This window comes from Synechococcus sp. R50.1 (genome assembly GCF_047462115.1).
Taxonomy (GTDB): domain Bacteria; phylum Cyanobacteriota; class Cyanobacteriia; order Thermostichales; family Thermostichaceae; genus Thermostichus.
In genome coordinates this window covers 1-19,353 of sequence record NZ_JANSIN010000010.1, presented here as the reverse complement: position 1 = coordinate 19,353, position 19,353 = coordinate 1, and the positions used below count along the sequence as shown (strand labels likewise).

Sequence of the window (19,353 nt, the reverse complement as noted above, 5' to 3'; positions counted from 1 at the left end):
TTAGCTTATCCTTGTCCCTTTTGGATCCCTGCCGCCGCGCCTCTCAAAAAGCGATTAGAGTGAGTGAAGAGATGTAAAGTAAGCTCTCAGGTTATATGGCCTCGAACCTGAAGATTCAAAAAATCCTCTATGTGCGGCTGCCCTGCAACCCCATTTTTCCCATTGGGGTGGTTTATTTGGCCGATCATGTCCACAAGCTGTTCCCCCAAGTTGAGCAGCGCATCTTCGATATGGGCACCTTCCCGCCCTTGGATTTTCGCCGCCGCATGCTGGAGCAAATCGATCAGTTTCAGCCGGATTTGCTGGTTTTCTCTTGGCGGGATATTCAAGTCTATGCGCCGGTGAACGGGCGGGCCGGCAATCTACTGCAACACTCTTTTGAGTTTTTCTACGCCCGCAACCCCCTGAAAAAATTGCGGGGATCCCTGAATAGCCTCAGGCTGGTGCTGGCCTACTATGGCGAGATTTGGCGCAACACACGGCTGGTCTGGCAGGGGATCCGCAGAGCCAGGCGCTACAAACCTCACGCTGAAGCGGTGTTGGGGGGTGGGGCAGTCAGCGTCTTCTACGAACAATTGGGCCGCTACCTGCCCCAAGGCACCATCATCTCGGTGGGGGAAGGAGAAACGCTGCTGGAAAAAGTCATCCAAGGGCAAAGCCTAGCCACAGAGCGCTGCTATCGGGCCAAGCTGGAGCAACCTCGCCCAGGTTTGATCCACGAGCCGCCTCAACCTCTGCAAAAAACCGCCTGTGATTACACCTACATCACCGCCATTTGGCCGGAAATTGACTACTACTTAGAAGGGGGCGACTTTTACATTGGGGTACAAACCAAGCGCGGCTGCCCCCACAACTGCTGCTACTGCATCTACACCGTCATCGAAGGCAAGCAGGTGCGCCTCAACCCTGTGGATGAGGTGATCCGAGAAATGATGCAGTTGTACGAGCGAGGAGTGCGAAACTTTTGGTTTACTGACGCCCAGTTTATCCCTGCCCGCCGCTACATTGAGGATGCGGAGGAATTGCTGCAGAAAATCCTTGATGCCGGCATGACCGATATTCGTTGGGCTGCCTATATTCGGGCCGACAACCTCACCCCAAAGCTGGCCGAGCTCATGGTGAAAACTGGCATGAGCTACTTCGAGATCGGCATCACCAGCGGATCCCAGGAGCTGGTGCGCAAAATGCGCATGGGCTATAACCTGCGCACGGTACTGGAGAGTTGCCGCTACCTCAAACAGGCAGGATTTAACGACCTGGTTTCGGTCAATTACTCCTTTAATGTTATCGACGAGCGACCGGAAACCATTCGGCAAACAGTACGGTACCATCGCGAGCTGGAAGCCATCTTTGGTCGCGACAAAGTTGAGCCGGCCATCTTCTTCATCGGCCTGCAACCCCACACTCATCTAGAAGATTTTGCTCGCAAAATCGGTGTTATCGACGACCGCTTTAACCCCATGCACATGACTCCTTGGACGGCGCGCAAACTGCTCTGGAACCCAGAACCCCTGGGATCCTTTTTTGGGGAAGTGTGTCTGGAAGCCTGGGATCGCAACCCCCATGATTTTGGCCGCGAGGTGATGGATATCCTGGAGCGTCGTCTTGGCCTGGCAGAGTTGGAAGAAGCCCTGAGCGCGCCTCTAACAGGGGTTTACGTGTCTTAGCTCTTGGGCCAGCAGCCTCGCTGAACCGGGCAGGATATGCTGGTCCGAAAGGAGGGATCCCTGTTGGGGTAAGGTGGCTGGCCTTCGAAGGCAGCCGGTTCTCCCTCTGTTCTGCAACCAACTGCTCCCATGCCTACTCTGCCTGCTTCCCCCACCTACTACCAACAGCTGGGGCTTTCTCCCCAAGCCAGCCTGGAGGAGATCAAAGCTGCCTACCGCCAGCGGGCACGCGAACTGCACCCGGATCGGTTGCCTGCCGATATCCCCGCAGGGTTGCGGCAGTTGGCCCAGCGGGAGTTCCTCCAGCTACAACACGCCTACCGAGTTCTCAGCGATAGCCAGCAGCGTCGGGCTTACGATCTCAGCCTCATGTCCAAACCCTTGCCTCCTCATGCGCCGGTGCAGGTGGTGCTTGAGCCGACTGCGACCTCTGTCAGTTGGCTCGCCCTCTTGAGTGCTGGACTGATAGGGGCTGCTCTGTGTTTGGCGGGCTTGGCCCTTTGGAATGCCCTCAACCCGGCCCAAGACTTGGACGCAGCCGGCAGAGTGGCCCTCCAGGCTCCTGCCAACCCGGATCCCTCTCCCTCGCCCAGGCCAGACTCCGGATGGGATGGGGATCTGCCCGCAACCTCTTCAGAGACGATGACCTCGGCCCCGGCTAGTCTTTCTGAAGCCACCTCTCCACCTTCTTCTGAGCAGATTGACCGCTTTGCCCGCACCCTCCTGGCGGTGCAACCTCTTCTGGAGAGCACCCAAAATCGCCTCCAACAGGCCAACAGCAGCGAGGAACGTCGGCAAATCGAACAACAGTTTGAGGCTGCTGCTGCCGAGATCATCGTCGCCCATCAACTGACCCCAGAGGACTATCAGCGCATCTCCGCCAGCGCCCAATTGGATCCGCAGGTGGCAGCCGCCATCACCGCAGCCGTGCGCCGTTGGAGGTCTCCGTCGCGCTAGCGGGACAGGGCCCTTGCGGCCAGCCGTGGAGAAAACACCTCGTAGATGACGGTCAAAGGCTGGCCCCTGTGCAACAAAAGATAATGCCTAGCCCAGAAGGGACCGGGACACTGCAGCAGCCGGGCAACCGGGTCTGCCTCGCCGTGGTAAAGGCCGCGCAGCTCGCGAAAGGTCTCCAGTTTTTCTTGGATCAGATTTTGGCCAATGGGCCGATCGGGATGGGGCAAGTATTGAACCAGATGTTCGGAGTTCCACCAAGAGGTGGCATAGAGCAAGGGCTGTTGAGAGGTTACTCCGCACAGCCAAACCCGCCGCCGCATCAAAGGGGATCCCAGCCGCCCCAAATCTCTGGCCAGCTGTTGCATGGACTTGGGGGCAGTGCCCTGCTCTGCCTGTAAATCAACCCGGCCCGTGTCCAGCAGATGAGCCTGAATCGGCTCTTGGATCAAGGCAGCAAGATTACGGGTGGTAAAGCCATCCCCCAAAAGCAGCAAGCGCAGCACGGGATCCACCTGCACCAGCTCAGGCTGTACCGGGTCTGGCTCCCCCTGCCAATGCAGCTGTAGAGGCCACCAATCGCCTTGGCCAGAGGAGACATTGCCCAAAGAGCCATCTGCAGAACGGAGAGCAGCGCTCCAAGGGGATCCGGCAGCGTCGGCATGGCAGGTGAGGGGAGAAGGGGAAAGTTCCAAGGCAGCGGTTCAGTTGTTAAGTTCTGTATCGCCCTTAGTCTAACCCACCCACCATCTCTGCTCTGAGGAGTTTCCTAGCTCGTGCCCGGCTGAACCAACAGCCGCACCACCCAGGGGACGACCACGACGACACTGATCAGGCGTGCCAAGTGCATGACCACCACTGTGCTGGTTTGGGCTCCCATGTCCAGGGCTATCAGGCTCATGTCGGAAATGCCTCCTGGAGCTGTGCCCAAGATGGCAGTCAAGCGCTCGATCCCCAGCCAACGGGAGATCAGGTACCCCGACAAGACCCCCGTGCCCACCGCAATCACTGTACAGAGCAGGGCTGGTCGCCACAGATCTTTTAGGGCCAAAAGCGTATCGGCAGTGAGCTTGGTACCCAAGAGGATGCCCAATACCACCTGCATGGCAAAGCGAATCCCGGCTGGGGGAGCGGGAATCGGGATCGCCCCCCAGACATTCACCAAACCCACCGCCACCATGGAGCCCACCAGCGCTCCCGCCGGAAGCCTCAGCTTGACCCCGATCAGGGCGCCGGCCAGCCCGATCAACACCGTCCAGAGATAGCTCATCATTTGGGCTTAGCTTTGAGAAAAGAGGAACGCTGTGAGTCCGGGCTTGGCCCAACCCCTCTACGGCACTGGGCACAGACGCCGTAGAAGTCAAGCACATGGTACTCGATCGCAAATTGGTATCGGCTGGAAAGCTGTGCCTCCAAATCTTCCACCGGACAATCGGGCAAAGGCACCACCCGCCGACATTCGGTGCAGATCAGGTGGTGGCGGTTGTGGCCATTGCTGGGCAGAACCTGGTAGTAGGTCTGCTGGTCTCCCAAGTTGACCGCTTGCAGCTTGCCCTCATTGCGCAGAGCATCCAAAACTCGATAAACCGTGGCCAGACCGACGGTGTGGTTGGCATTGCGCAACTCCAGAAAGATCTCTTGCGCCGAAAGGGGCTGCGACTGCTGCTCTAGCACCTCCAGAATCAATTTCTGGTTGCGGGTCTGGCGGGAAGAAGACATGATCCCTTCGTGTAGGTCGTTCTTGGGGGTCAACGCTCAGCGTCTGCCTCAGCTTTCATGCGCTCTAGGGTCTGGTGCATCTGGTCAAACATTTGGGTCAGGGAGAGCCCAAACCCCCCAAGCTGAGTTTGCAGTTGTTTGATGGTCATTTGAGCCATAAAGTCGTCGGAGAGTTCCAGCCGCTTCATGAAAATGCGCTGGCGCTCCAGCAACTCCTCCATCTGTTCGATGAAGATTTTTTTGCCTTCCCGGTCGAATTGGCCGTACCGTTGACCAAGCTGCATCAGGTTTTGGAAATCCTGAAACAGTTGCTTGGCTTCCTCTTGGACGATCTCAGAGTCGAAGAAGCTCATGGCCTTCCGTTTGCCCTGAATAAACTGCATTGGGTATACCCATCCTATCCGAATCCGATTGCCTCAGCAGGAGGCAACCCCTCCTGCGAGTACGGGATCCCGCCCTTCTGGCTCAGGATAGACTCTGGCTTGTTTGCCTCGGTGTCCGGTATGCTTCCGTTTCCTTGCGTTAAGGCTTACACTCAGCCGGCTGTGGCCCGGCGGTGGTGCGAACGGGTGCAGGGATCCCGACCTCTGTTTCTGGCCTGCTTGGGGTTTACCGAAACGGCTCTTGTTCCGGGCATTTCGGCTGCCGGCGCTACCCCCTCCTTGCGTCGCTACACAGCTCTTGCCGATGGGGAAGTGTTGCTGGCGGGCCATTCTCACCGCTTGCCCACCTCTCCGGATGGCTATCCTTCCCCGGTGGTGATCAGCTGCGCCATCCTGAGGGAGTTGGGGATCCCGTGCCGAGTGTTCGATTGTGGCTTGCCGGAACCTTTGCCGGGGGCAGAAATGGTGAGCTCTGGGGGAGTGGCCCGCTGCTTGAGCACAGGACAGGCTCTGTCTTTGGAGCAGGTGGGATCCCTTTGGCAAGAAGGGTACGACCGCGGATCCCGGCTGGAGCAAGGCTACTGTGTGATTGGGGAGTGTGTGGCAGGGGGCACCACCACGGCGCTGGCGGTGTTGTTGGGACTGGGGTGGGCAGCAGAGGGCATGGTAAACAGCAGCCACCCGGTCTGCAACCACGCCCAAAAGCTGGCCTTGGCCCGGCAGGGATTGGCCCGTCTGCCAAGGGGAGCTTCTGCTGCTGAGGTGGTGGCGGCAGTGGGGGATCCCATGCAGCCCTTTGTGGCCGGGTTGGCGATGGGCGCAGCGCAACGGGGAGCGGTGCTGCTGGCAGGGGGAACCCAAATGTTGGCGGTGCTGGCCTTGATGCAGCGCTGGGGGGAAGAGCAGGGGATCCCTTGGCCCCCAGAGAACGTGGTTGTGGGAACCACCCGCTGGGTGGCAGAGGATCCCTCGGGCAATACGGTGGCCTTGGCAGAGTTGTTGGGGGTTGCTCCCCTTTTGGCCACCCAACTGAGCTTTGCCAATAGCCGCTATCTGCCTCTACAGGCTTACGAGCGGGGCTATGTCAAGGAAGGGGTGGGGGCGGGTGGGCTGGCCATTGCCAGCAGCCTTTACGCCGGTTGGGGCCAAGCGGAGCTGTTGGCAGCAGTTGAGCGCAGCTACGAACGCCTGGTGCTTCAGGCCGGCTCCAAGGGGGCCATGGTCAACCCCTCCCGCAGCAATTGCTGATGGTAGAGCTCCGCCTGTTCTTGAGGGCCGACCCAAACAACTGCTTGCCCTTCGGCATCCACCTGCACGGTCAGTTGCCGCGCTAGGGGCAAAGTCATGCCGGGGATGTATTTCAGCAGACATTCCGTAACGTGCTGAAAGGTATTGAAATCGTCATCCAAGACGATCACCTTGAAGTGGGGGTAGGGCTGGCGAACCTGGGTTCTCGAGGGCGAGAACTGCTGAGCAGGTCGAGTTGGAGCTTCCGTAGTCATAGCAGAAGAGATCGACACAACTACCGAGTAACTTGGGTCTCTCAGGGGTGAGAAACCGGTCGCTTCTGATGATCTATCTCTATCTAGTTTCTAGTCTAATTGGCATCTTGTTGGCAGCTTGTGTCTGTATTCGGATCCCTTGTCGGTCGTTGGCGTCAGCGATAGAGCATGGTTCCTCTAAAGCTCTTCCCGCAGCGGGCGGCGGGGCTTTTGCCCGCCGAAGTGGCGCTCGAAATACAGGGCAGTGGCCCGGCGTAGAATCCCGGCTTGGGCAAGGGCCTGACACAGGGATCCCCCTGGCGGCAGGTGCTTCTGGATCTGTTCGATTTGGGTGGCACTGACCAATCCAGAAGCCTTGAGGTAGTCGGCCACGTGGCGTCCCCCTGCCAGTTGAACAGAGTAGCCCCCTTCGCTGAAAAATTTGACGGTCTCCGGCTTGAGGCCGCTGTGGTGGGCCAGCACATCCGTGAAGGTGCCCCCTTCCTTTTCCCAAGCGTGAATGACGGTTTCGATGCCGGCATTGTCGATTAGGCCAGCCGCCCGCAATTGGGTCAACACCCGCTGTACCCAGGGGGTAGCCCGCTGTAGAGCTTCCAAGTCCTCTTCCCCCAAATATTGCTGCGGGGGCAATTCGCTTTCTGGGGCACTCAGCTCGGCTGCCCAGTCGGCTACGGTCAGGGTCTTGAGATCCTCTGCCTCTGGCCGGGCTTTCTCCGAAGCTGGGGTCGGTGCAGCTGCAGGTGGGGAAGTTCGTCGGGCTTCGGCTAGCGCTGCAGCTAGGGCACGGTTTTCCACTTGAGCCGCTTGCAGTTGGGCCTGGAGCTGGCTCACTTGGGCTTGGGCTTGCTGCAAGCGATCTTGAGTTTCTCGCAGTTGGGCTTGGGTTTCTTGGAGCTGCACTTGCAGGCGGTGGGTGGCCTCGGCAGCTTCTTGGCGAACGTGGGCCAGGTCGGCAGTTAAGCGCTGTTTCGTGGACTGGGCCAGTTGGAGTTGATGTTGGTGCTCCTGCAGCGATTGGTTCAGGGCGGCCACTTGGGCTTCCATTTGCTGCAGAGTATGACGCAGGTGGGTTTGCTCTTGGAGCTGCTGTGCCTGAGCCTGCTGTATCTTCTGCTGCTCCTGCAATCGGGATCCCAGCTTTTGCAGCTGGTGTTTGGCCTGAGATTGCCATTCTGTCAACTCGTGGCAGCGGCGCCGCAGGGTCTCCAGCTCTGCTTGGGCGGCTTGCAATTGCGCGGATCCCTGAGTTTGCTGGGCTTGGAGTTGCTCCTCCAGTTCCCGAATGCGCTGTTGGGCAGCCTTTTGTTGTTCTGTCTCCTGTTGAATTTGGGCTTCCAATTGGGCAATGCGCTGCTGCTGTTCCTGCTGGCGGGCTTGATGGTCGGCAACCTGCTGCAGCGATTGTTCGACCAGGAGCTGTTGCTGCTGCCGCTGCTGCTCCAGTTGCGCTTCTAAGATGGCAATTTGCTCTTGGTAGCGCTCCAGCTGGGCTTTGTACTGCTGGGTGGCTTTGTAAGTCTCTTGGGCTACCTGTAGAGGGGAGACATAAAGAGGGGGCTGATCGGGAATGGTGGACCACTGCTCCACCATCACCTCCCAACTGTTGGCAGCTCCTTTCTGGCGCCGCAGCCGCTGCTGCTTGTCCAAGGCCCATTCCAACCAGTGGGGTTGTACCCAGCCCTGCTGCACCAAGATCTCCCCCAGCTTGCGCTCCGGGTGCTGCCGCTGCTGAATCAGAGCCTGATGGATGTGCTCCAGCTCCAGATACCCATGCAGCATCAAGATCTCGCCGATACGCACCAGTTCGACCGGGATCAACGGATAGAGATCTTGGGGGGCAATCCAGCCGTGCTGCATACACAGCTCCCCCAACATCAAGGGGGTATCGGCCTTTTCCCACATGGCCTGAGCCAGTTGGGCGGGGGTGAGCAGTCCTGCTCGGTTGAGGGCTTCTCCCAAGCGGATCTCAAACTTTTCCTGCTCGATGGCGGTTGGGGTGGGGCTGGTCGGCGGATTCATTGGGCCTCTCGGACGGGAAGAGTAAGCTCTGCTACAACTATCGTAGTGGAAAATCCTTAGAGAAGTAGCATGCTGCAACCGAAACGCATTTTGTCAAGCCGAGGATCCACGGATTTTGCCGGAAGGTCGCTTTTTAAGTCCTAAGAGGGGCGCTGTTCTTGGCTTTGGGCAAACTGTTGCAGCCGCCGCAGCATCAGCAATTGTCCCAAGCCCAAGGGCAGGAGAGAGACGGCCTCTACCCGCAACTGCACCCAGCCGTTCCCCCACAGCCAGTCACAGTAGCCATCGGCTCCTCCCCACATCAGCAGGCGCAGCCGTTCCGGCAGCAGGGTTTCCACCTGGTGCATGATCGAGAGGGGGCCCCATTGGGCCGCAAAGGTGCTGCCCAGCTCCAGCCTTTCGGGAAGGGATCCCTGCAGTTGCTGGGGCCAGATCCACTGCTGCAGCAACCCCACTTCTGTCAGACAGCGCTGCATCGTCGATGCACTGGCCTCGACTTCAACCCGGATGGTGGAGGATTGAAATGTCCCTAGCATATCCATTCCGCGTGGGCGCTCTGGTGACCGGTGCCACGGTTCTCCCGGCGATGCCTGACTCTATTCTGGTCAATTTGTGGGGTTTGCCCACCCTTTCCCAGCGATCTTGTCTTTGAATCGTCCCCATTTGGTTGCCATCTTCGCCCAGAGCTTGGATGGAAAGATCGCAGCCCACCGAGCGCAGAGGCCCTCCTTCAGCAGCCCTGAGGACTATCGGCACTTGGAAACCCAAGCTGCCCAGCAACAGGCTTTGATCATGGGGGCCGCCACTCTGCGGGCCTACGGCACCAGTCTGCGTATTCGGGATCCCGAGTTGATCCAACGCAGAACCGCTCAGGGCCTCTCTCCCCAGCCCCTGACGATCATCTGCTCTGGCAGCGGAGATATTCCTGAGGATTTGCCGTTTTTTCGCCAGCCCCTCACCCGTTGGCTGTGGACAACTCCCAAGGGATCCCGGATTTGGCGGAACCGAACCGGCTTTGAGGACATCTGGGTGGCTGCCGATTGGGATCTGCCGGCACGGCTGGCCCGCCTGCGCAGCTTGGGCATTGAACGGGTGGGGTTGTTGGGCGGGGGGCGGCTTTTGGGGGCATTTCTCCAGGCAGGAGCCTTGGATGAGCTGTGGGTTACCCTCGCTCCGGTGCTGCTGAGTGGATACGCCGATGCCCCTGCCAGCATTGAGGGTTGGCAAGTGCAGGGATCCCTGCCCCAGTTGGAGCTGCTGGAATGCCGCCGCGGTTCCAAGGAGCTGTTTTTGCGCTACGGAGTTGAGTGGCCCTGAGAAATGCTCGACACAAACACAAAAATTTTTGGACAAATTCAGATTTCCCGGAAATCCACAGGTTTTCCCCAGACTTTCCACAGGCGGGTGGGCTGTTTTCCACAGGGCCTTTCCCTCAGGGGGCGGCATCGGGGGTTTCTGTGGAAAAGTGGAGGTGGGTAAGGTTCAGGCGACTACACCCTGAGAAACGTAACGGGATCGTGCCGTTTTTTCCGATCCCATCAAGGCCAATGGAGAGCTTTTGTCCTGTTGGATCCCTGGCTTGGGATTGACATCCCCCATAGGGCAGAGGGCAGAATAGCCCCACCTGAGGGCGAGTGGTGTGGAGGTGTTCCCAACCGCTCTCCTCAGAAAAGACTTCATCTGTTCTACAGCCCACGACAGGCTTAGGAACAGTTGTGCATGCCCTCCCTCCCATCCGCTGGGATAGGGGCAAGCTATGAACCTATATTGCTTGCTTTTCTGCTTGCGAGCCTGCTGAGGCTCTTGGCCTATCTAGGTTGGGTTTTGATGTTGCGGGTTCGCTCTGTTCGAGCTGCCCAAGTTTTGGCTGTGGCCGCAGGTTTTGCGGGATACCGTTTTCTCCCCTCTTAAGCCCGAGTGAGTAGTTGGACTATGAGTTCTCACAGCGTCAGCATTTTGAGCGAAATTCCTGAGGAGCTGCATGACACCCTCCAAAACTACCTCTCCCGCCATCCCGACTGGGATCAGGATCGGGTGGTGACGGCAGCGCTCTCGTTATTCCTGCTCCAAAGTGGGGAGAGCGACCGGCGGGCGGCGCGCATCTACTTGGACAGCCTGTTTCGCCGCAACTGAGCCCCAGGGATGGCCTGTGAAAAGTGGGGCAGTGGGAACCTTTTGTTAGCCTGAGTAGGGATCCTGTCCCACTGCTGTCATTTGGACACTGGGGGGAGGGGGCTAAGAAGTGAAAGGGATCTCAAAAGAGGCAAAAAAGAGGCAAAGACGTGCCACGGGGCTTTGGGCGAGGAAAAGACAACCGGCAAGCGGCTGAGTCACAGGATCCAGAGCGGGGATCCGAGATCCCATCCCCAGAGGCGGCTCTGACGTGGGTTCAACGCTACCGACAGGCGGGGGATCTGAAAGCTGCTCTGCACCTCTGCCGGCAGCTTACCCGCGCCCATCCCCATCTGTTCGCCGCTCAGGCGTTGCTGGGATCCCTTTATCTCCAGATGGGGGATCCCCGCCAAGCTTTGACCCCCTTGCAACTGGCTCTGCACCTGCGGGGGGATTGGGTGCCGGCCTGGCAGGATCTGGGCGATGCCTGGATGCAGCTTGGCAACCCAGAGGAAGCGGCGCGAGCCTACGAACAGGGCCTGGCCTTTGCCCCCGGTGATGGGCAATTGCTTTTCCGATTGGGCAGTTGTTGGCTTACCTTGGGGAAATTGGCCCAGGCAATTGAGGTGTTGCAACAGGCAGCAGCAGCCCAGCCTCCCCAGGTCTATGCCTTGGCAGCTTTGGGGAATGCCCTGATGCTCGATGGCCAAGCTGAGGAAGCGGAAGGCTGGTTTCGCCAAGCTCTCGCCCTTGCACCCCAGGAGGGGCGAATTCTCGTTAACCTCGGCCACTGCCTGCACCTGCAAGATCGCTTGGAGGAGGCCGCCGATTGTCTGCAACGGGCCATCTCGCTGTTGCCGAGGGATGCCCAGCCCCACAACAACTTGGGCACCATCCTGCAAGAACAAAACCGGTTGGAAGCGGCCATTGAAGCCTATCGGCGCAGCTTGCAGTTGGCCCCCCACTGGCCGGAGATCCACTACAACCTGGGCACGGCTTTGCTGACCCTGGGCCGCTACGAGGAGGGGTGGCGAGAATACGAATGGCGGCTGCAGCGACAAGGGGCGACCTACCCGCGCTTTCTTTCCCCTCTGTGGACGGGATCCCCTCTGGGCCGCCAGACCCTGCTGATCTACGCCGAACAAGGGTTGGGGGACACGCTTCAGTTTGTGCGCTACCTGCCGCTGCTGGCCGAGGCCCATCCCCAAGCGCAAATCTGCCTTCGCTGTCAGGGATCCCTTGTCGAGCTGTTCAGAGGGTGCTTCCCCCTTCCCCAGGTGCAGGTGATCTCGGAAACGGATCCCTTGCCCTCTTTCGATTGCCATCTGCCCTTGCTCAGCTTGCCGCAGCGGTTGGGCACCACTCTGGAGACGATCCCGGCCCGCATCCCCTATCTTGTCTATCCCGTTCATGCCGGCGGGCCGCAGATCCCTTTGAGCCTCTCCTGGCGGGAAGACTGGCCGGAGCTTTCCCAGGAGCGGATGAAGGTGGGGCTGGTGTGGGCCAGCGGTCGGCGTGCCCATCCTGAGCTCAACCGCGTACAAAGGCTGAAAAGTTGCCCTCTGGATCTGCTGCTCCAGCACTTGCATGGGCCTTCCATCCAGTGGGTTAGCCTGCAGGTGGGGGAAGATCTAAGGCCGCTGGGATCCCTATTGGAGCAGCACCAAGTGTTGGAGCTGGGATCCCGTTTCCGCAGTTTTGTCGATACAGCCGCAGCCGTTGCCCAGTTGGATCTGGTGATCAGCGTTGATACAGCCGTTGCTCATTTGGCCGGGGCGATGGGCAAGCCGGTATGGGTGCTGCTCCCCTTTGCCGCCGATTGGCGCTGGCTGCTCCATCGAGAAGATAGCCCCTGGTACCCCGGGGTAATGCGACTGTTTCGACAAGACACACCGGGAGACTGGGTTGGCGTGCTGAGGCGAGTCCAGGTTGCCCTCGAAGAGAAGTTGCGAGGGATCCCCTCTCAAGACCGTGCCTGTTCCTCTCCCTGAACGATGCGCTGAAACAGATAGCCGGTGCCTCGGGCCGTCAGGATCAGCTCTGGGTTGCTGGGGTCATCTTCCAGCTTGGCCCGCAGCCGCGAGATGTGGACATCCACCACCCGCGTATCCACATGGCGCTCCGGGGTATAGCCCCACACCTCTTGCAAAATCTCGGAGCGGGAAAAAGGCTCCCCCGACCGACTGACCAACAACTCCAGCAGACTAAACTCCATCCCCGTCAGGCGAATGCGCTCGTCCCGTTTGTAGACCTGCCGCTTGTTGGTATCGATGCGGATGTCCCCCACTTGAATCACCCCGGAACTGGGGATCCCATCGTGGGCCGACCGCGCCACCCGGCGCAACACCGACCGAATGCGAGCTTCCAGCTCCTTGGGCGAAAAGGGCTTGACCACATAGTCGTCTGCCCCCAGCTCCAGCCCTGTGATACGGTCGGCTACATCTCCCAGCGCCGTCAGCATGATGATGGGGATGTCCGATTCTTTGCGCAGCTCCTGGCAGACCCCATAGCCATCCAGCTTCGGCATCATCACATCCAGCACCACCAGGTCGGGATCCTGCTTGTGGAAAACCTCCAGCGCCTCCTCGCCGTCCGAAGCTGTGACCACGTCGTATCCGATCATGGACAGACGGGTTTCCAAGATGCGTCGAATGCTGGCCTCATCATCGACCACCAGAATCCGTTCCTTACGCTGTGCTTCCACGGTGCTGCAACTCCTGAACTTCTAACGGTACTCGGTAAAAGAGAGATCTGAAAAAGAACTGAGGTGGGCGCTAACTTGAGTTGGGCGGATACAGGAACCTCAGGGGCTGCTCCTCAGTTGGGCAGACTCACCGAGTGAAATTGAACACTCACAAGCAATCATCTGCAATTAACCAAAGCCGCACCCCAGGGATGCAGCTCCGGGAAACAAGCACAAAACAGAAGGCCCTCTCAGCAGTCGATTCAATCTTGTTAAAAGCTCCAACTTCAATCCCACCTGATGATGCTGTCCAGTACCTGGTGCAAGGCACTCCTCCCCCCAAACCATTGCTCAAACCTGAGAGGCCTTCGTAAGAAGTTACTTTCCATAACCTAATTTATCATCCAAAATCGGCTGCCAACCCGCCTCGATGCTCTATTTTGCGGCTATTGGGCCGGACTTGATACATACCTTCACAACTTTTTCAGACCGATGCCCATTTTTCGGGATGTCCCTCAGGAAAAGCTGGGGATCCCTGGCCGTTTGCGGTGGGAACAGCGTAGCAACTGGCCAATAGCTCGGCGGAACGGATTTCTCGATCCGTATGATGCTCCAAAACGCGCCGCAACAGACGTTCTGCCTCCAGCCAAGCAGCCAAAGGCAGCGAATCCTCAGGCAGAGGCAATGTCGAGTTGGGCAGGGATCCCAAGGCACGCAAGGCAGAGGCTGAGACCCAGGCAATCGGGCTGGGCCGCTGGGCCACCCGGCAGGGATCACAGATCAAGCCACCCCATTGGGGGCTGAAAAAAACGCCGTCGACCAACTCCCCTTGACAGAAGTAACAAGCCTGCACCTGAGGGGCGAACCCCGCCAACGCCAGGAGGTGATACAACCCGTGGGTGAGCAAGGGCAGAACGGCCTGTTCCGAAGCAGCCCGCTCGATGCGTTCCAAGTGTTCGACCAACACCACAAACAGCTCTTCCTGGGCTTGATCGGGCAAGGCCAACTGCAGAGCCACCTCCGCCAAGTACTGCGCTGCCGTGAGATGGGCTAAGCTGCGGCTGAGGCGGGGAAAAGTCTGCAGGGTTTCCGCTTGGACGATGCGCTGTAGACGCTGGGAAGTCTCTGTTTGGGCAGACCAACGCCCCCGCACCATCAGCAAGTCGTTGATGACAAAAGGCTCCATCCGCCCGCCCAGCTTGGAAGGCTGCTTACGGGATCCCTTGGCCACCGCCCGGATCAACCCTTGCTCGCGGGTCAAGATGGTTACAATCCGATCCGCCTCTCCCAGGGGGATCCCTTTCAGGTTGATGCCCGTAACCCGGTAGGTGCGCCCACTCATGGGGTTCCTCTGGCTCGCAGCTCTTGCATCAGCTCCAGCCCCCAAGAGGTGCCAATACGGCTGGCCCCCGCCTGGATCATGGCCTCTGCTTGAGCCACTGTGCGAATGCCGCCCGACGCTTTCACCCCCACTTTACCGCGGCTGAGTTGCCACAACAGTTGCACATCTGCCAGCGTCGCCCCCCCCATCCAGCCGGTGGAAGTCATCAGAAAAGCCGCCCCCGCATCGATACAAATCTCCCCGGCCAGCTTTTTCTCCTCCTCGGTCAGCAGAGCCGTTTCCAAAATGGCCTTGATGCAGACCCCCGTTTCTTCCACCAGTTGGGCAATCTCAGCATGGAGGCGATCCAGCTCTCCCGCCTTGAGCCAAGCCAAGTTGATGCGGACATCCAGCTCCCGGCACCCCTGCTCCACCGCCAGTTGGGCCTCGTAGAGCTTAGCCTCTGCAGTGGTTGTGCCCAGGGGAAACCCCACCACCGTGCTCACCTTGACCGGGGATCCATGCAGCCGCTCCACCACCCGCGGCACGTAGCAAGGAGGAACACAAAAAGTGGGGAAGCCATAGCGCAGGGCGATCTCACACCCCTGGTCGATCTGTTCTGGAGTAACCATCGGCAACAGCAGCGTGTGGTCGATGTACTCCGCCAAGTTGATCGAGCTATCCGCTATGCCCTTGCGCTCCAGAGAGAGCATTGGTGGATCCCCCAGCACCCATCTTTACTCTAGCTTCAGTTTTCACCTGCAGGGATCCGCAAAGAGGGCTGAGCCTTGCCAACTCAGCAGGGCGACACCTCGACCCCTCCATTCCCCAGGCACAGCTCACCCATGCTGCTGCCCACTTGCGAGCCTCGATTGACTCGCGGCTAGGTTAAGGGAACGGGGGAGGATGATTGGGTTGCCCTCAGGCACAAATGCGGGGCAAAGGGGCGGGCGCCGAGGTCACCTGCAGCAATCGGGGGATGCGGCTGCTGTCGTAGATGCGAAATTCTTTTTCCAAGATGGCTTTTTCGTCGCGCACCGCCTGGTTCAACACAATGGATCCCTCTGGATCGGAGACGGAACGGTGAAAAGTGCCGGGAGGAATGCGCAAAATACCTCGATTCGCTTCCAGGCGCACAATATGGAAGGGATCCCGCCAGCTAAAATTCACCAGGTAAAACGTCCGTCCGCCCCATAGAGCCAGTAGGTTGTCCTCTTGGTGTGGATGCATATAAAACTGCCAATAGCCCTGCGGATTGTTGGGGGGACTGATGGCCGGCCCATCGTGGTAAACCAAATCGCGGGCGTTGGATCGCGCAACCGTGATGTCGAAAAAGCGCACGCCGGGAGTATCTCGAAATTGATGGAATGGCAGCAGGGCAAACATGGATCTCGACATAGGGACACTTGACCAACGACAGGAAGATAAAGAGGTTTTCACACTGTTTCCCGCTGTTTCGCAGTGTGAAGGAGAAGTTATGTCGTAGTTTAGTCAGGTGCGGCGGAGGGTTCAAACCTGAGATAGCATCACATCTATGCGCAGATCGAATAGATGGGATCCATGAACATCTCGCAACTGCAAACCCTGGTGGCTGTGGTGGAGCGGGGAAATTTCAGCGATGCTGCCCTGCAATTGCACATTTCCCAGTCGGCGGTGAGCCGGGCCATTGCCAGCCTGGAGGAAGAACTGGGGGTGACCCTGTTGGTGCGCGGTCGCTTTGGGGCGCGCCTAACCCCGGTGGGGGAGCGACTGCTGCGCCATGTTCGCAAAATGCTGCAACTGCGGGAACAAATGGATTATGAGGCCAACCTGGAAAAAGGGTTGCGGGGGGGAAGTGTGCGGGTTGCCGCTTTTCGCAGTGCTGCAACTCATTTGTTGCCACCGGTGATCGCCCGCTTCCGCCAACAATTTCCGCAGATTACCCTTACCCTCACAGAAGAAGATCCGGCCACTGTCGAACATCTGTTGCGATCAGGCCAGGTGGATATTGGCCTGTTGCCCCTGCCGCGGGCTGCTGAGGATCTCCAGACGTGGGAGATCGCCCGTGATGAATTCATTGTGTTGGTTCCGCTGAGTTTTGGGCCCCTGCCGGAAACCTTGACCTGGGAGGATCTTTCCCGTTTTTCCTACATTCTCTACAACTACGCCGAATGTACCACGGCGGTGCGGAACCACTGGGAAGCTGCCCACCAAACCCTCAAGGTGGCCTACTTGGTGAAGGAAGACTCCACCATTGTGAACATGGTGGCGCAGGGTCTGGGGGCTGCCATTTTGCCTCGCTTGGCCGCCATCCCCATTCCCGAAGGGATCCAGATCCGTCGGCTGCCGATCCCACTGGAGCGGGTGATCGGGGCTGCCGTTCTGGCCTCTGCGCTGCATCCGCCCGCAGTATTTGCCTTCCTGGAAGCCTTGCGGGGAAACCCATCCCAGTTGCCAAGTCAAGTTCGGAACTGACCGCATTCGGGATTGTCTTAAACTCCTCTTAAATACTGTTTTATGGATAACTGCTAGCATGAGGCCAACTTCACTCCCACCCCCCGGAAAGGAAGGCCTCTATGAACTGGCTGACGCTGCTTGGGCTACTTTGTCTTCCCGGCTCTCTGTTTTCATGTGTTGAGTATTTGCGCTCCCAAAGGTTGGTTCAACAGCTCTCCACCACTCGGTTGCTCAAGGTAGCCGAGCTTCGCAATCTCGGTCAGACAAGTCCACAGGCAAAAGGAGCAAACTTGGCCCAAGTTTATGGCAGGATTTTGTGCAATCGGCCTTTGGTATCGGAATTTTCGCGACAGCCTTGCGTCTACTACAAGTCCGAGATCTCTTGGGAGTATGACGAAGTCGAATGCTATCGAAAGTATTTGAACAGCGAAGGCGACGTAACCTACAGCGAACGGATCAGCGAAGGCGAATACCAGAACGCTCTGCGCTTGGGATCCCGGGCAAAATCCTATCCGGGGAGAATGACCGCAAAGAAGTCCGGATTGGGCTATTCTGCCCCCAGTTCTTTCCAGAAAAGGGTTGATCCCGGCTACTCCGATTCTTTCCCACAAAAGTCCAACCCTGGCTACTTCGGCGCGGCATCCTTTCCGCAAAAACCCGGCTCTGGCTACCCCGGTTCGGATGCTTTCCAGAAGAAGCCTGGTTACCCCGATTACCCACAAAAGCTCGGCTCTCCAGCCTATCCCGAAAAATTGCCGTTTTCTGAAGCAGGCTCTCCCCAAAAGTACTACAACAATGTGTACTCCGATCCGAGCACAGGCCGGGAATATCTCCTGGAGAGAGAGACGAGAACGAGAGATGAAACCCTTCACTCAGTGGTTCGCCAGATCCCTTTTTTCATCGAAGACGAAACCGGAAGGGTGAGGGTGGATCCCACGGGTGCGGAGGTAGAGGCTATGGCGGTTGTGGATGAGCGTGTCTTTCCCGGAAAAGGCCCCAGCCGCTTCAACTTCGATCTCAAGCGCTACCTTTCCCAAGTGAGAACAGAAAACCGCTCCACTCGCTCTTTCATCTATAAGGAATGGGTGATTCCGGTGGATGCGATGGCCTTTGCCATGGGGCAGGTGCGCTTCGAGGCAGGGGATCCCGTGATCCGAAAACCTCTTTCTGGGGGACGGTTCATGATCGCGCCCAAATCCCCTGAAGCCCTCTTGGAAGAGCAGCGCTCCAATGCCAGCAGCTACCTGGTGTTGTCCATCGTCCTGCTGGGCATCGGCGTTTTCACCGTGCTCTACCTGCTGCAATCCCTGCAACCTTATCGCTGATAGGCTCCCGGCCTTCCTGTCCAGGGAGAGGGAAACCTCGGGTTACCAAAAAACTGGGTCTAAAGCCCCGCCCTAAGGCCTACGGCCCGCTGACGCGACTAGGGCGGCTTTGTGCTATGCTGCCCGCAGCGGCAGGGTAGTCAACCGCTCTAAAAACCCAACAGTCTCACGACTGGATACAGCCTCAGCAGGCTTTGTAGTTGTTGTTTGCAACGGTACCTAAGGGCATTAGGGAACCGCTCTGGGTGCTAGGGCTTGCGTAGCGCTTGGGGAGACGAGCACCGCTGCCGTGGAGGGGCAACCCAACACGATAAGTGCTGTCGCAGAACCAGGAACCAGAATCCCCTGCCTTTAGGCAGGGGAGCATGTCAATGCCACTCACAGCGACAAGCCCAGCTTGAGCCCGAACAAGGCATGGGCAAACAGTATGCACAGGATGAGGCTGCCCACATAGGCATGGGTGGTGCGCAGAGCAGCGCGGTTGCCCCCAAAGCCGCTGAGAGACAAAGCTCCATTCACCGCCAACAACAGCAGCACCAGGGATCCCGTCCAAAAATGGGGACTGCTCAATAGGGGCTTCCCTTGCATCACCAGGGAGAGAATGCCGCCGGTGTAGCCCAGAGCGATGAAGGTGGCCATCCAGGGAGCCAATTTGCGGTGATCCAGCAGAGGCTTTTGGGCCGATTCCGGCAGGGATCCCTCTGAGGTTGGGGAGGCGGCTGCCAGACGCAAGGTTCGCCCTCGCCACCCGGTCAGGCCGACAAAGCTGCCCATCACCACCACCACGATTCCCATCATCAAAGGGTGACCCCATTGCACAATGGGTTGGGGCAAGTTGAGGCCGGCAAAAAACTGGGCTACGGGCTGCAAGGCGGCGGTTAACCGATCCGAAGCTGCCGACAGATCCGGCAAGGCCAAGCTCAACAGGTTCATGGCGATCCCTCTACCTCTGCGACGAATCTACAACTGCATGAACTACCCCACCGCATAGGCGGATGGGGTTTCTGATGCCCCATCCCCTTGACGGCAGGATTTTAGTCTCTTCCTCTGCCCCAGTTGCTTCATAGACCCGCAGGACTTTGAAGTAGAGCTGGAGCATCCAAGACTCACGAGGCCGGTTCCCAACCCCGGTTGCCGATTAGTGGCAACGTTGTACATCACCATCACCGAGCCCCGATCCCTGGGGATTTCAAACCCACAACCAGAGCAGACATGATAGCGGTTGCTCAAGT

At 58.6% G+C, this 19,353-nt stretch carries 20 protein-coding genes; 8 read left to right on the top strand and 12 right to left on the bottom strand.

The window, feature by feature from the left end; genetic code table 11:
* Positions 1-95 precede the first annotated feature (95 nt).
* Both NW870_RS04430 and NW870_RS04425 read left to right on the top strand, forming a co-directional pair.
* Positions 96-1,667, top strand: a complete 1,572-nt coding sequence (locus tag NW870_RS04430; RefSeq protein WP_414343837.1) for a photosystem II high light acclimation radical SAM protein — start codon at positions 96-98, stop codon at positions 1,665-1,667.
* A gap of 129 nt (positions 1,668-1,796) precedes the next feature.
* On the top strand, positions 1,797-2,624 hold the full coding sequence (locus NW870_RS04425; protein WP_011434132.1) for a DnaJ domain-containing protein: 828 nt from the start codon (positions 1,797-1,799) through the stop codon (positions 2,622-2,624).
* On the opposite strand, the gene NW870_RS04420 is transcribed toward NW870_RS04425, so the two are convergent.
* The 4 genes from NW870_RS04420 to NW870_RS04405 form a co-directional block, all read right to left on the bottom strand.
* Complete coding sequence (locus tag NW870_RS04420) at positions 2,621-3,316, bottom strand: chorismate pyruvate-lyase family protein (RefSeq protein WP_414330733.1); 696 nt, start codon at positions 3,314-3,316, stop codon at positions 2,621-2,623. The genes NW870_RS04425 and NW870_RS04420 overlap by 4 nt on opposite strands.
* Before the next feature lie 74 nt (positions 3,317-3,390).
* Entirely contained in the window at positions 3,391-3,894 is a 504-nt protein-coding gene (locus tag NW870_RS04415; protein WP_414330730.1) for an AbrB family transcriptional regulator, read from the bottom strand.
* Complete coding sequence (locus NW870_RS04410; protein WP_414343835.1) at positions 3,891-4,340, bottom strand: Fur family transcriptional regulator; 450 nt, start codon at positions 4,338-4,340, stop codon at positions 3,891-3,893. Before NW870_RS04410 ends, NW870_RS04415 begins: the two co-directional genes overlap by 4 nt.
* A 29-nt stretch (positions 4,341-4,369) precedes the next feature.
* A complete protein-coding gene (locus tag NW870_RS04405; protein ID WP_011434128.1) occupies positions 4,370-4,693 on the bottom strand; it encodes a DUF1825 family protein in 324 nt (107 codons plus the stop codon).
* A gap of 150 nt (positions 4,694-4,843) precedes the next feature.
* On the opposite strand from NW870_RS04405, the gene cobT reads away from it, so the two are divergent.
* Positions 4,844-5,971: a nicotinate mononucleotide-dependent phosphoribosyltransferase CobT gene (cobT, locus tag NW870_RS04400; protein WP_041436788.1), complete on the top strand. Its 1,128-nt coding sequence runs from the start codon at positions 4,844-4,846 to the stop codon at positions 5,969-5,971.
* Here cobT and clpS read toward each other — a convergent pair.
* From clpS to NW870_RS04385, 3 genes are all read right to left on the bottom strand, one after another.
* A complete protein-coding gene (gene clpS, locus NW870_RS04395; RefSeq protein ID WP_011434126.1) occupies positions 5,920-6,225 on the bottom strand; it encodes an ATP-dependent Clp protease adapter ClpS in 306 nt (101 codons plus the stop codon). The genes cobT and clpS overlap by 52 nt on opposite strands.
* Before the next feature lie 177 nt (positions 6,226-6,402).
* Positions 6,403-8,244, bottom strand: coding sequence for a hypothetical protein (locus NW870_RS04390; RefSeq protein WP_414374103.1), 1,842 nt, complete (start codon positions 8,242-8,244; stop codon positions 6,403-6,405).
* A 140-nt stretch (positions 8,245-8,384) separates the two neighbouring features.
* Positions 8,385-8,780: a hypothetical protein gene (locus tag NW870_RS04385; protein ID WP_011434124.1), complete on the bottom strand. Its 396-nt coding sequence runs from the start codon at positions 8,778-8,780 to the stop codon at positions 8,385-8,387.
* 112 nt (positions 8,781-8,892) lie between these two features.
* Here NW870_RS04385 and NW870_RS04380 point away from each other — a divergent pair, with 112 nt between their 5' ends.
* The 3 genes from NW870_RS04380 (at position 8,893) to NW870_RS04370 (ending at position 12,347) form a co-directional block, all read left to right on the top strand.
* Complete coding sequence (locus tag NW870_RS04380) at positions 8,893-9,561, top strand: RibD family protein (protein ID WP_414374101.1); 669 nt, start codon at positions 8,893-8,895, stop codon at positions 9,559-9,561.
* 615 nt (positions 9,562-10,176) lie between these two features.
* Complete coding sequence (locus NW870_RS04375; RefSeq protein ID WP_041436785.1) at positions 10,177-10,377, top strand: DUF2811 domain-containing protein; 201 nt, start codon at positions 10,177-10,179, stop codon at positions 10,375-10,377.
* Positions 10,378-10,526: 149 nt separating this feature from the next.
* Positions 10,527-12,347: a tetratricopeptide repeat protein gene (locus NW870_RS04370; protein WP_414374099.1), complete on the top strand. Its 1,821-nt coding sequence runs from the start codon at positions 10,527-10,529 to the stop codon at positions 12,345-12,347.
* Here NW870_RS04370 and rpaB read toward each other — a convergent pair.
* The 4 genes from rpaB to NW870_RS04350 all read right to left on the bottom strand — a co-directional run bounded on the left by rpaB (position 12,320) and on the right by NW870_RS04350 (position 15,746).
* The gene (rpaB, locus tag NW870_RS04365; protein ID WP_011434119.1) at positions 12,320-13,060 is read right to left on the bottom strand and encodes a response regulator transcription factor RpaB; all 741 of its coding nucleotides are present in this window, start codon (positions 13,058-13,060) and stop codon (positions 12,320-12,322) included. The two genes, NW870_RS04370 and rpaB, sit on opposite strands and share 28 nt — an antisense overlap.
* 463 nt (positions 13,061-13,523) lie before the next feature.
* Complete coding sequence (recO, locus tag NW870_RS04360) at positions 13,524-14,381, bottom strand: DNA repair protein RecO (RefSeq protein WP_414374098.1); 858 nt, start codon at positions 14,379-14,381, stop codon at positions 13,524-13,526.
* Positions 14,378-15,073, bottom strand: a complete 696-nt coding sequence (gene deoC, locus NW870_RS04355) for a deoxyribose-phosphate aldolase (protein WP_414357543.1) — start codon at positions 15,071-15,073, stop codon at positions 14,378-14,380. Before deoC ends, recO begins: the two co-directional genes overlap by 4 nt.
* A 208-nt stretch (positions 15,074-15,281) precedes the next feature.
* Positions 15,282-15,746 (bottom strand): redox protein, encoded by a 465-nt coding sequence (locus NW870_RS04350; protein ID WP_414343843.1) that lies wholly within the window; start codon positions 15,744-15,746, stop codon positions 15,282-15,284.
* A 174-nt stretch (positions 15,747-15,920) separates the two neighbouring features.
* On the opposite strand from NW870_RS04350, the gene NW870_RS04345 reads away from it, so the two are divergent.
* Together NW870_RS04345 and NW870_RS04340 are read left to right on the top strand one after the other, a co-directional pair.
* Positions 15,921-16,814, top strand: a complete 894-nt coding sequence (locus NW870_RS04345) for a LysR family transcriptional regulator (RefSeq protein WP_414374097.1) — start codon at positions 15,921-15,923, stop codon at positions 16,812-16,814.
* A 272-nt stretch (positions 16,815-17,086) separates the two neighbouring features.
* On the top strand, positions 17,087-18,121 hold the full coding sequence (locus NW870_RS04340; protein WP_414374096.1) for an E3 ubiquitin ligase family protein: 1,035 nt from the start codon (positions 17,087-17,089) through the stop codon (positions 18,119-18,121).
* Positions 18,122-18,499: 378 nt separating this feature from the next.
* On the opposite strand, the gene NW870_RS04335 is transcribed toward NW870_RS04340, so the two are convergent.
* A complete protein-coding gene (locus NW870_RS04335; RefSeq protein WP_414358456.1) occupies positions 18,500-19,054 on the bottom strand; it encodes a DUF4079 domain-containing protein in 555 nt (184 codons plus the stop codon).
* Positions 19,055-19,353 lie beyond the last annotated feature (299 nt).

Bases quoted from the DNA above. Each gene is read 5' to 3' on its own strand.
- NW870_RS04430 (WP_414343837.1), top strand. From the start codon at position 96: ATGGCCTCGAACCTGAAGATTCAAAAAATCCTCTATGTGCGGCTGCCC.
- NW870_RS04425 (WP_011434132.1), top strand. From the start codon at position 1,797: ATGCCTACTCTGCCTGCTTCCCCCACCTACTACCAACAGCTGGGGCTT.
- NW870_RS04415 (WP_414330730.1), bottom strand. From the start codon at position 3,894: ATGATGAGCTATCTCTGGACGGTGTTGATCGGGCTGGCCGGCGCCCTG.
- NW870_RS04410 (WP_414343835.1), bottom strand. From the start codon at position 4,340: ATGTCTTCTTCCCGCCAGACCCGCAACCAGAAATTGATTCTGGAGGTG.
- NW870_RS04405 (WP_011434128.1), bottom strand. From the start codon at position 4,693: ATGAGCTTCTTCGACTCTGAGATCGTCCAAGAGGAAGCCAAGCAACTG.
- cobT (WP_041436788.1), top strand. From the start codon at position 4,844: ATGCTTCCGTTTCCTTGCGTTAAGGCTTACACTCAGCCGGCTGTGGCC.
- clpS (WP_011434126.1), bottom strand. From the start codon at position 6,225: ATGACTACGGAAGCTCCAACTCGACCTGCTCAGCAGTTCTCGCCCTCG.
- NW870_RS04390 (WP_414374103.1), bottom strand. From the start codon at position 8,244: ATGAATCCGCCGACCAGCCCCACCCCAACCGCCATCGAGCAGGAAAAG.
- NW870_RS04385 (WP_011434124.1), bottom strand. From the start codon at position 8,780: ATGCTAGGGACATTTCAATCCTCCACCATCCGGGTTGAAGTCGAGGCC.
- NW870_RS04375 (WP_041436785.1), top strand. From the start codon at position 10,177: ATGAGTTCTCACAGCGTCAGCATTTTGAGCGAAATTCCTGAGGAGCTG.
- recO (WP_414374098.1), bottom strand. From the start codon at position 14,381: ATGAGTGGGCGCACCTACCGGGTTACGGGCATCAACCTGAAAGGGATC.
- deoC (WP_414357543.1), bottom strand. From the start codon at position 15,073: ATGCTCTCTCTGGAGCGCAAGGGCATAGCGGATAGCTCGATCAACTTG.
- NW870_RS04350 (WP_414343843.1), bottom strand. From the start codon at position 15,746: ATGTTTGCCCTGCTGCCATTCCATCAATTTCGAGATACTCCCGGCGTG.
- NW870_RS04345 (WP_414374097.1), top strand. From the start codon at position 15,921: ATGAACATCTCGCAACTGCAAACCCTGGTGGCTGTGGTGGAGCGGGGA.
- NW870_RS04335 (WP_414358456.1), bottom strand. From the start codon at position 19,054: ATGAACCTGTTGAGCTTGGCCTTGCCGGATCTGTCGGCAGCTTCGGAT.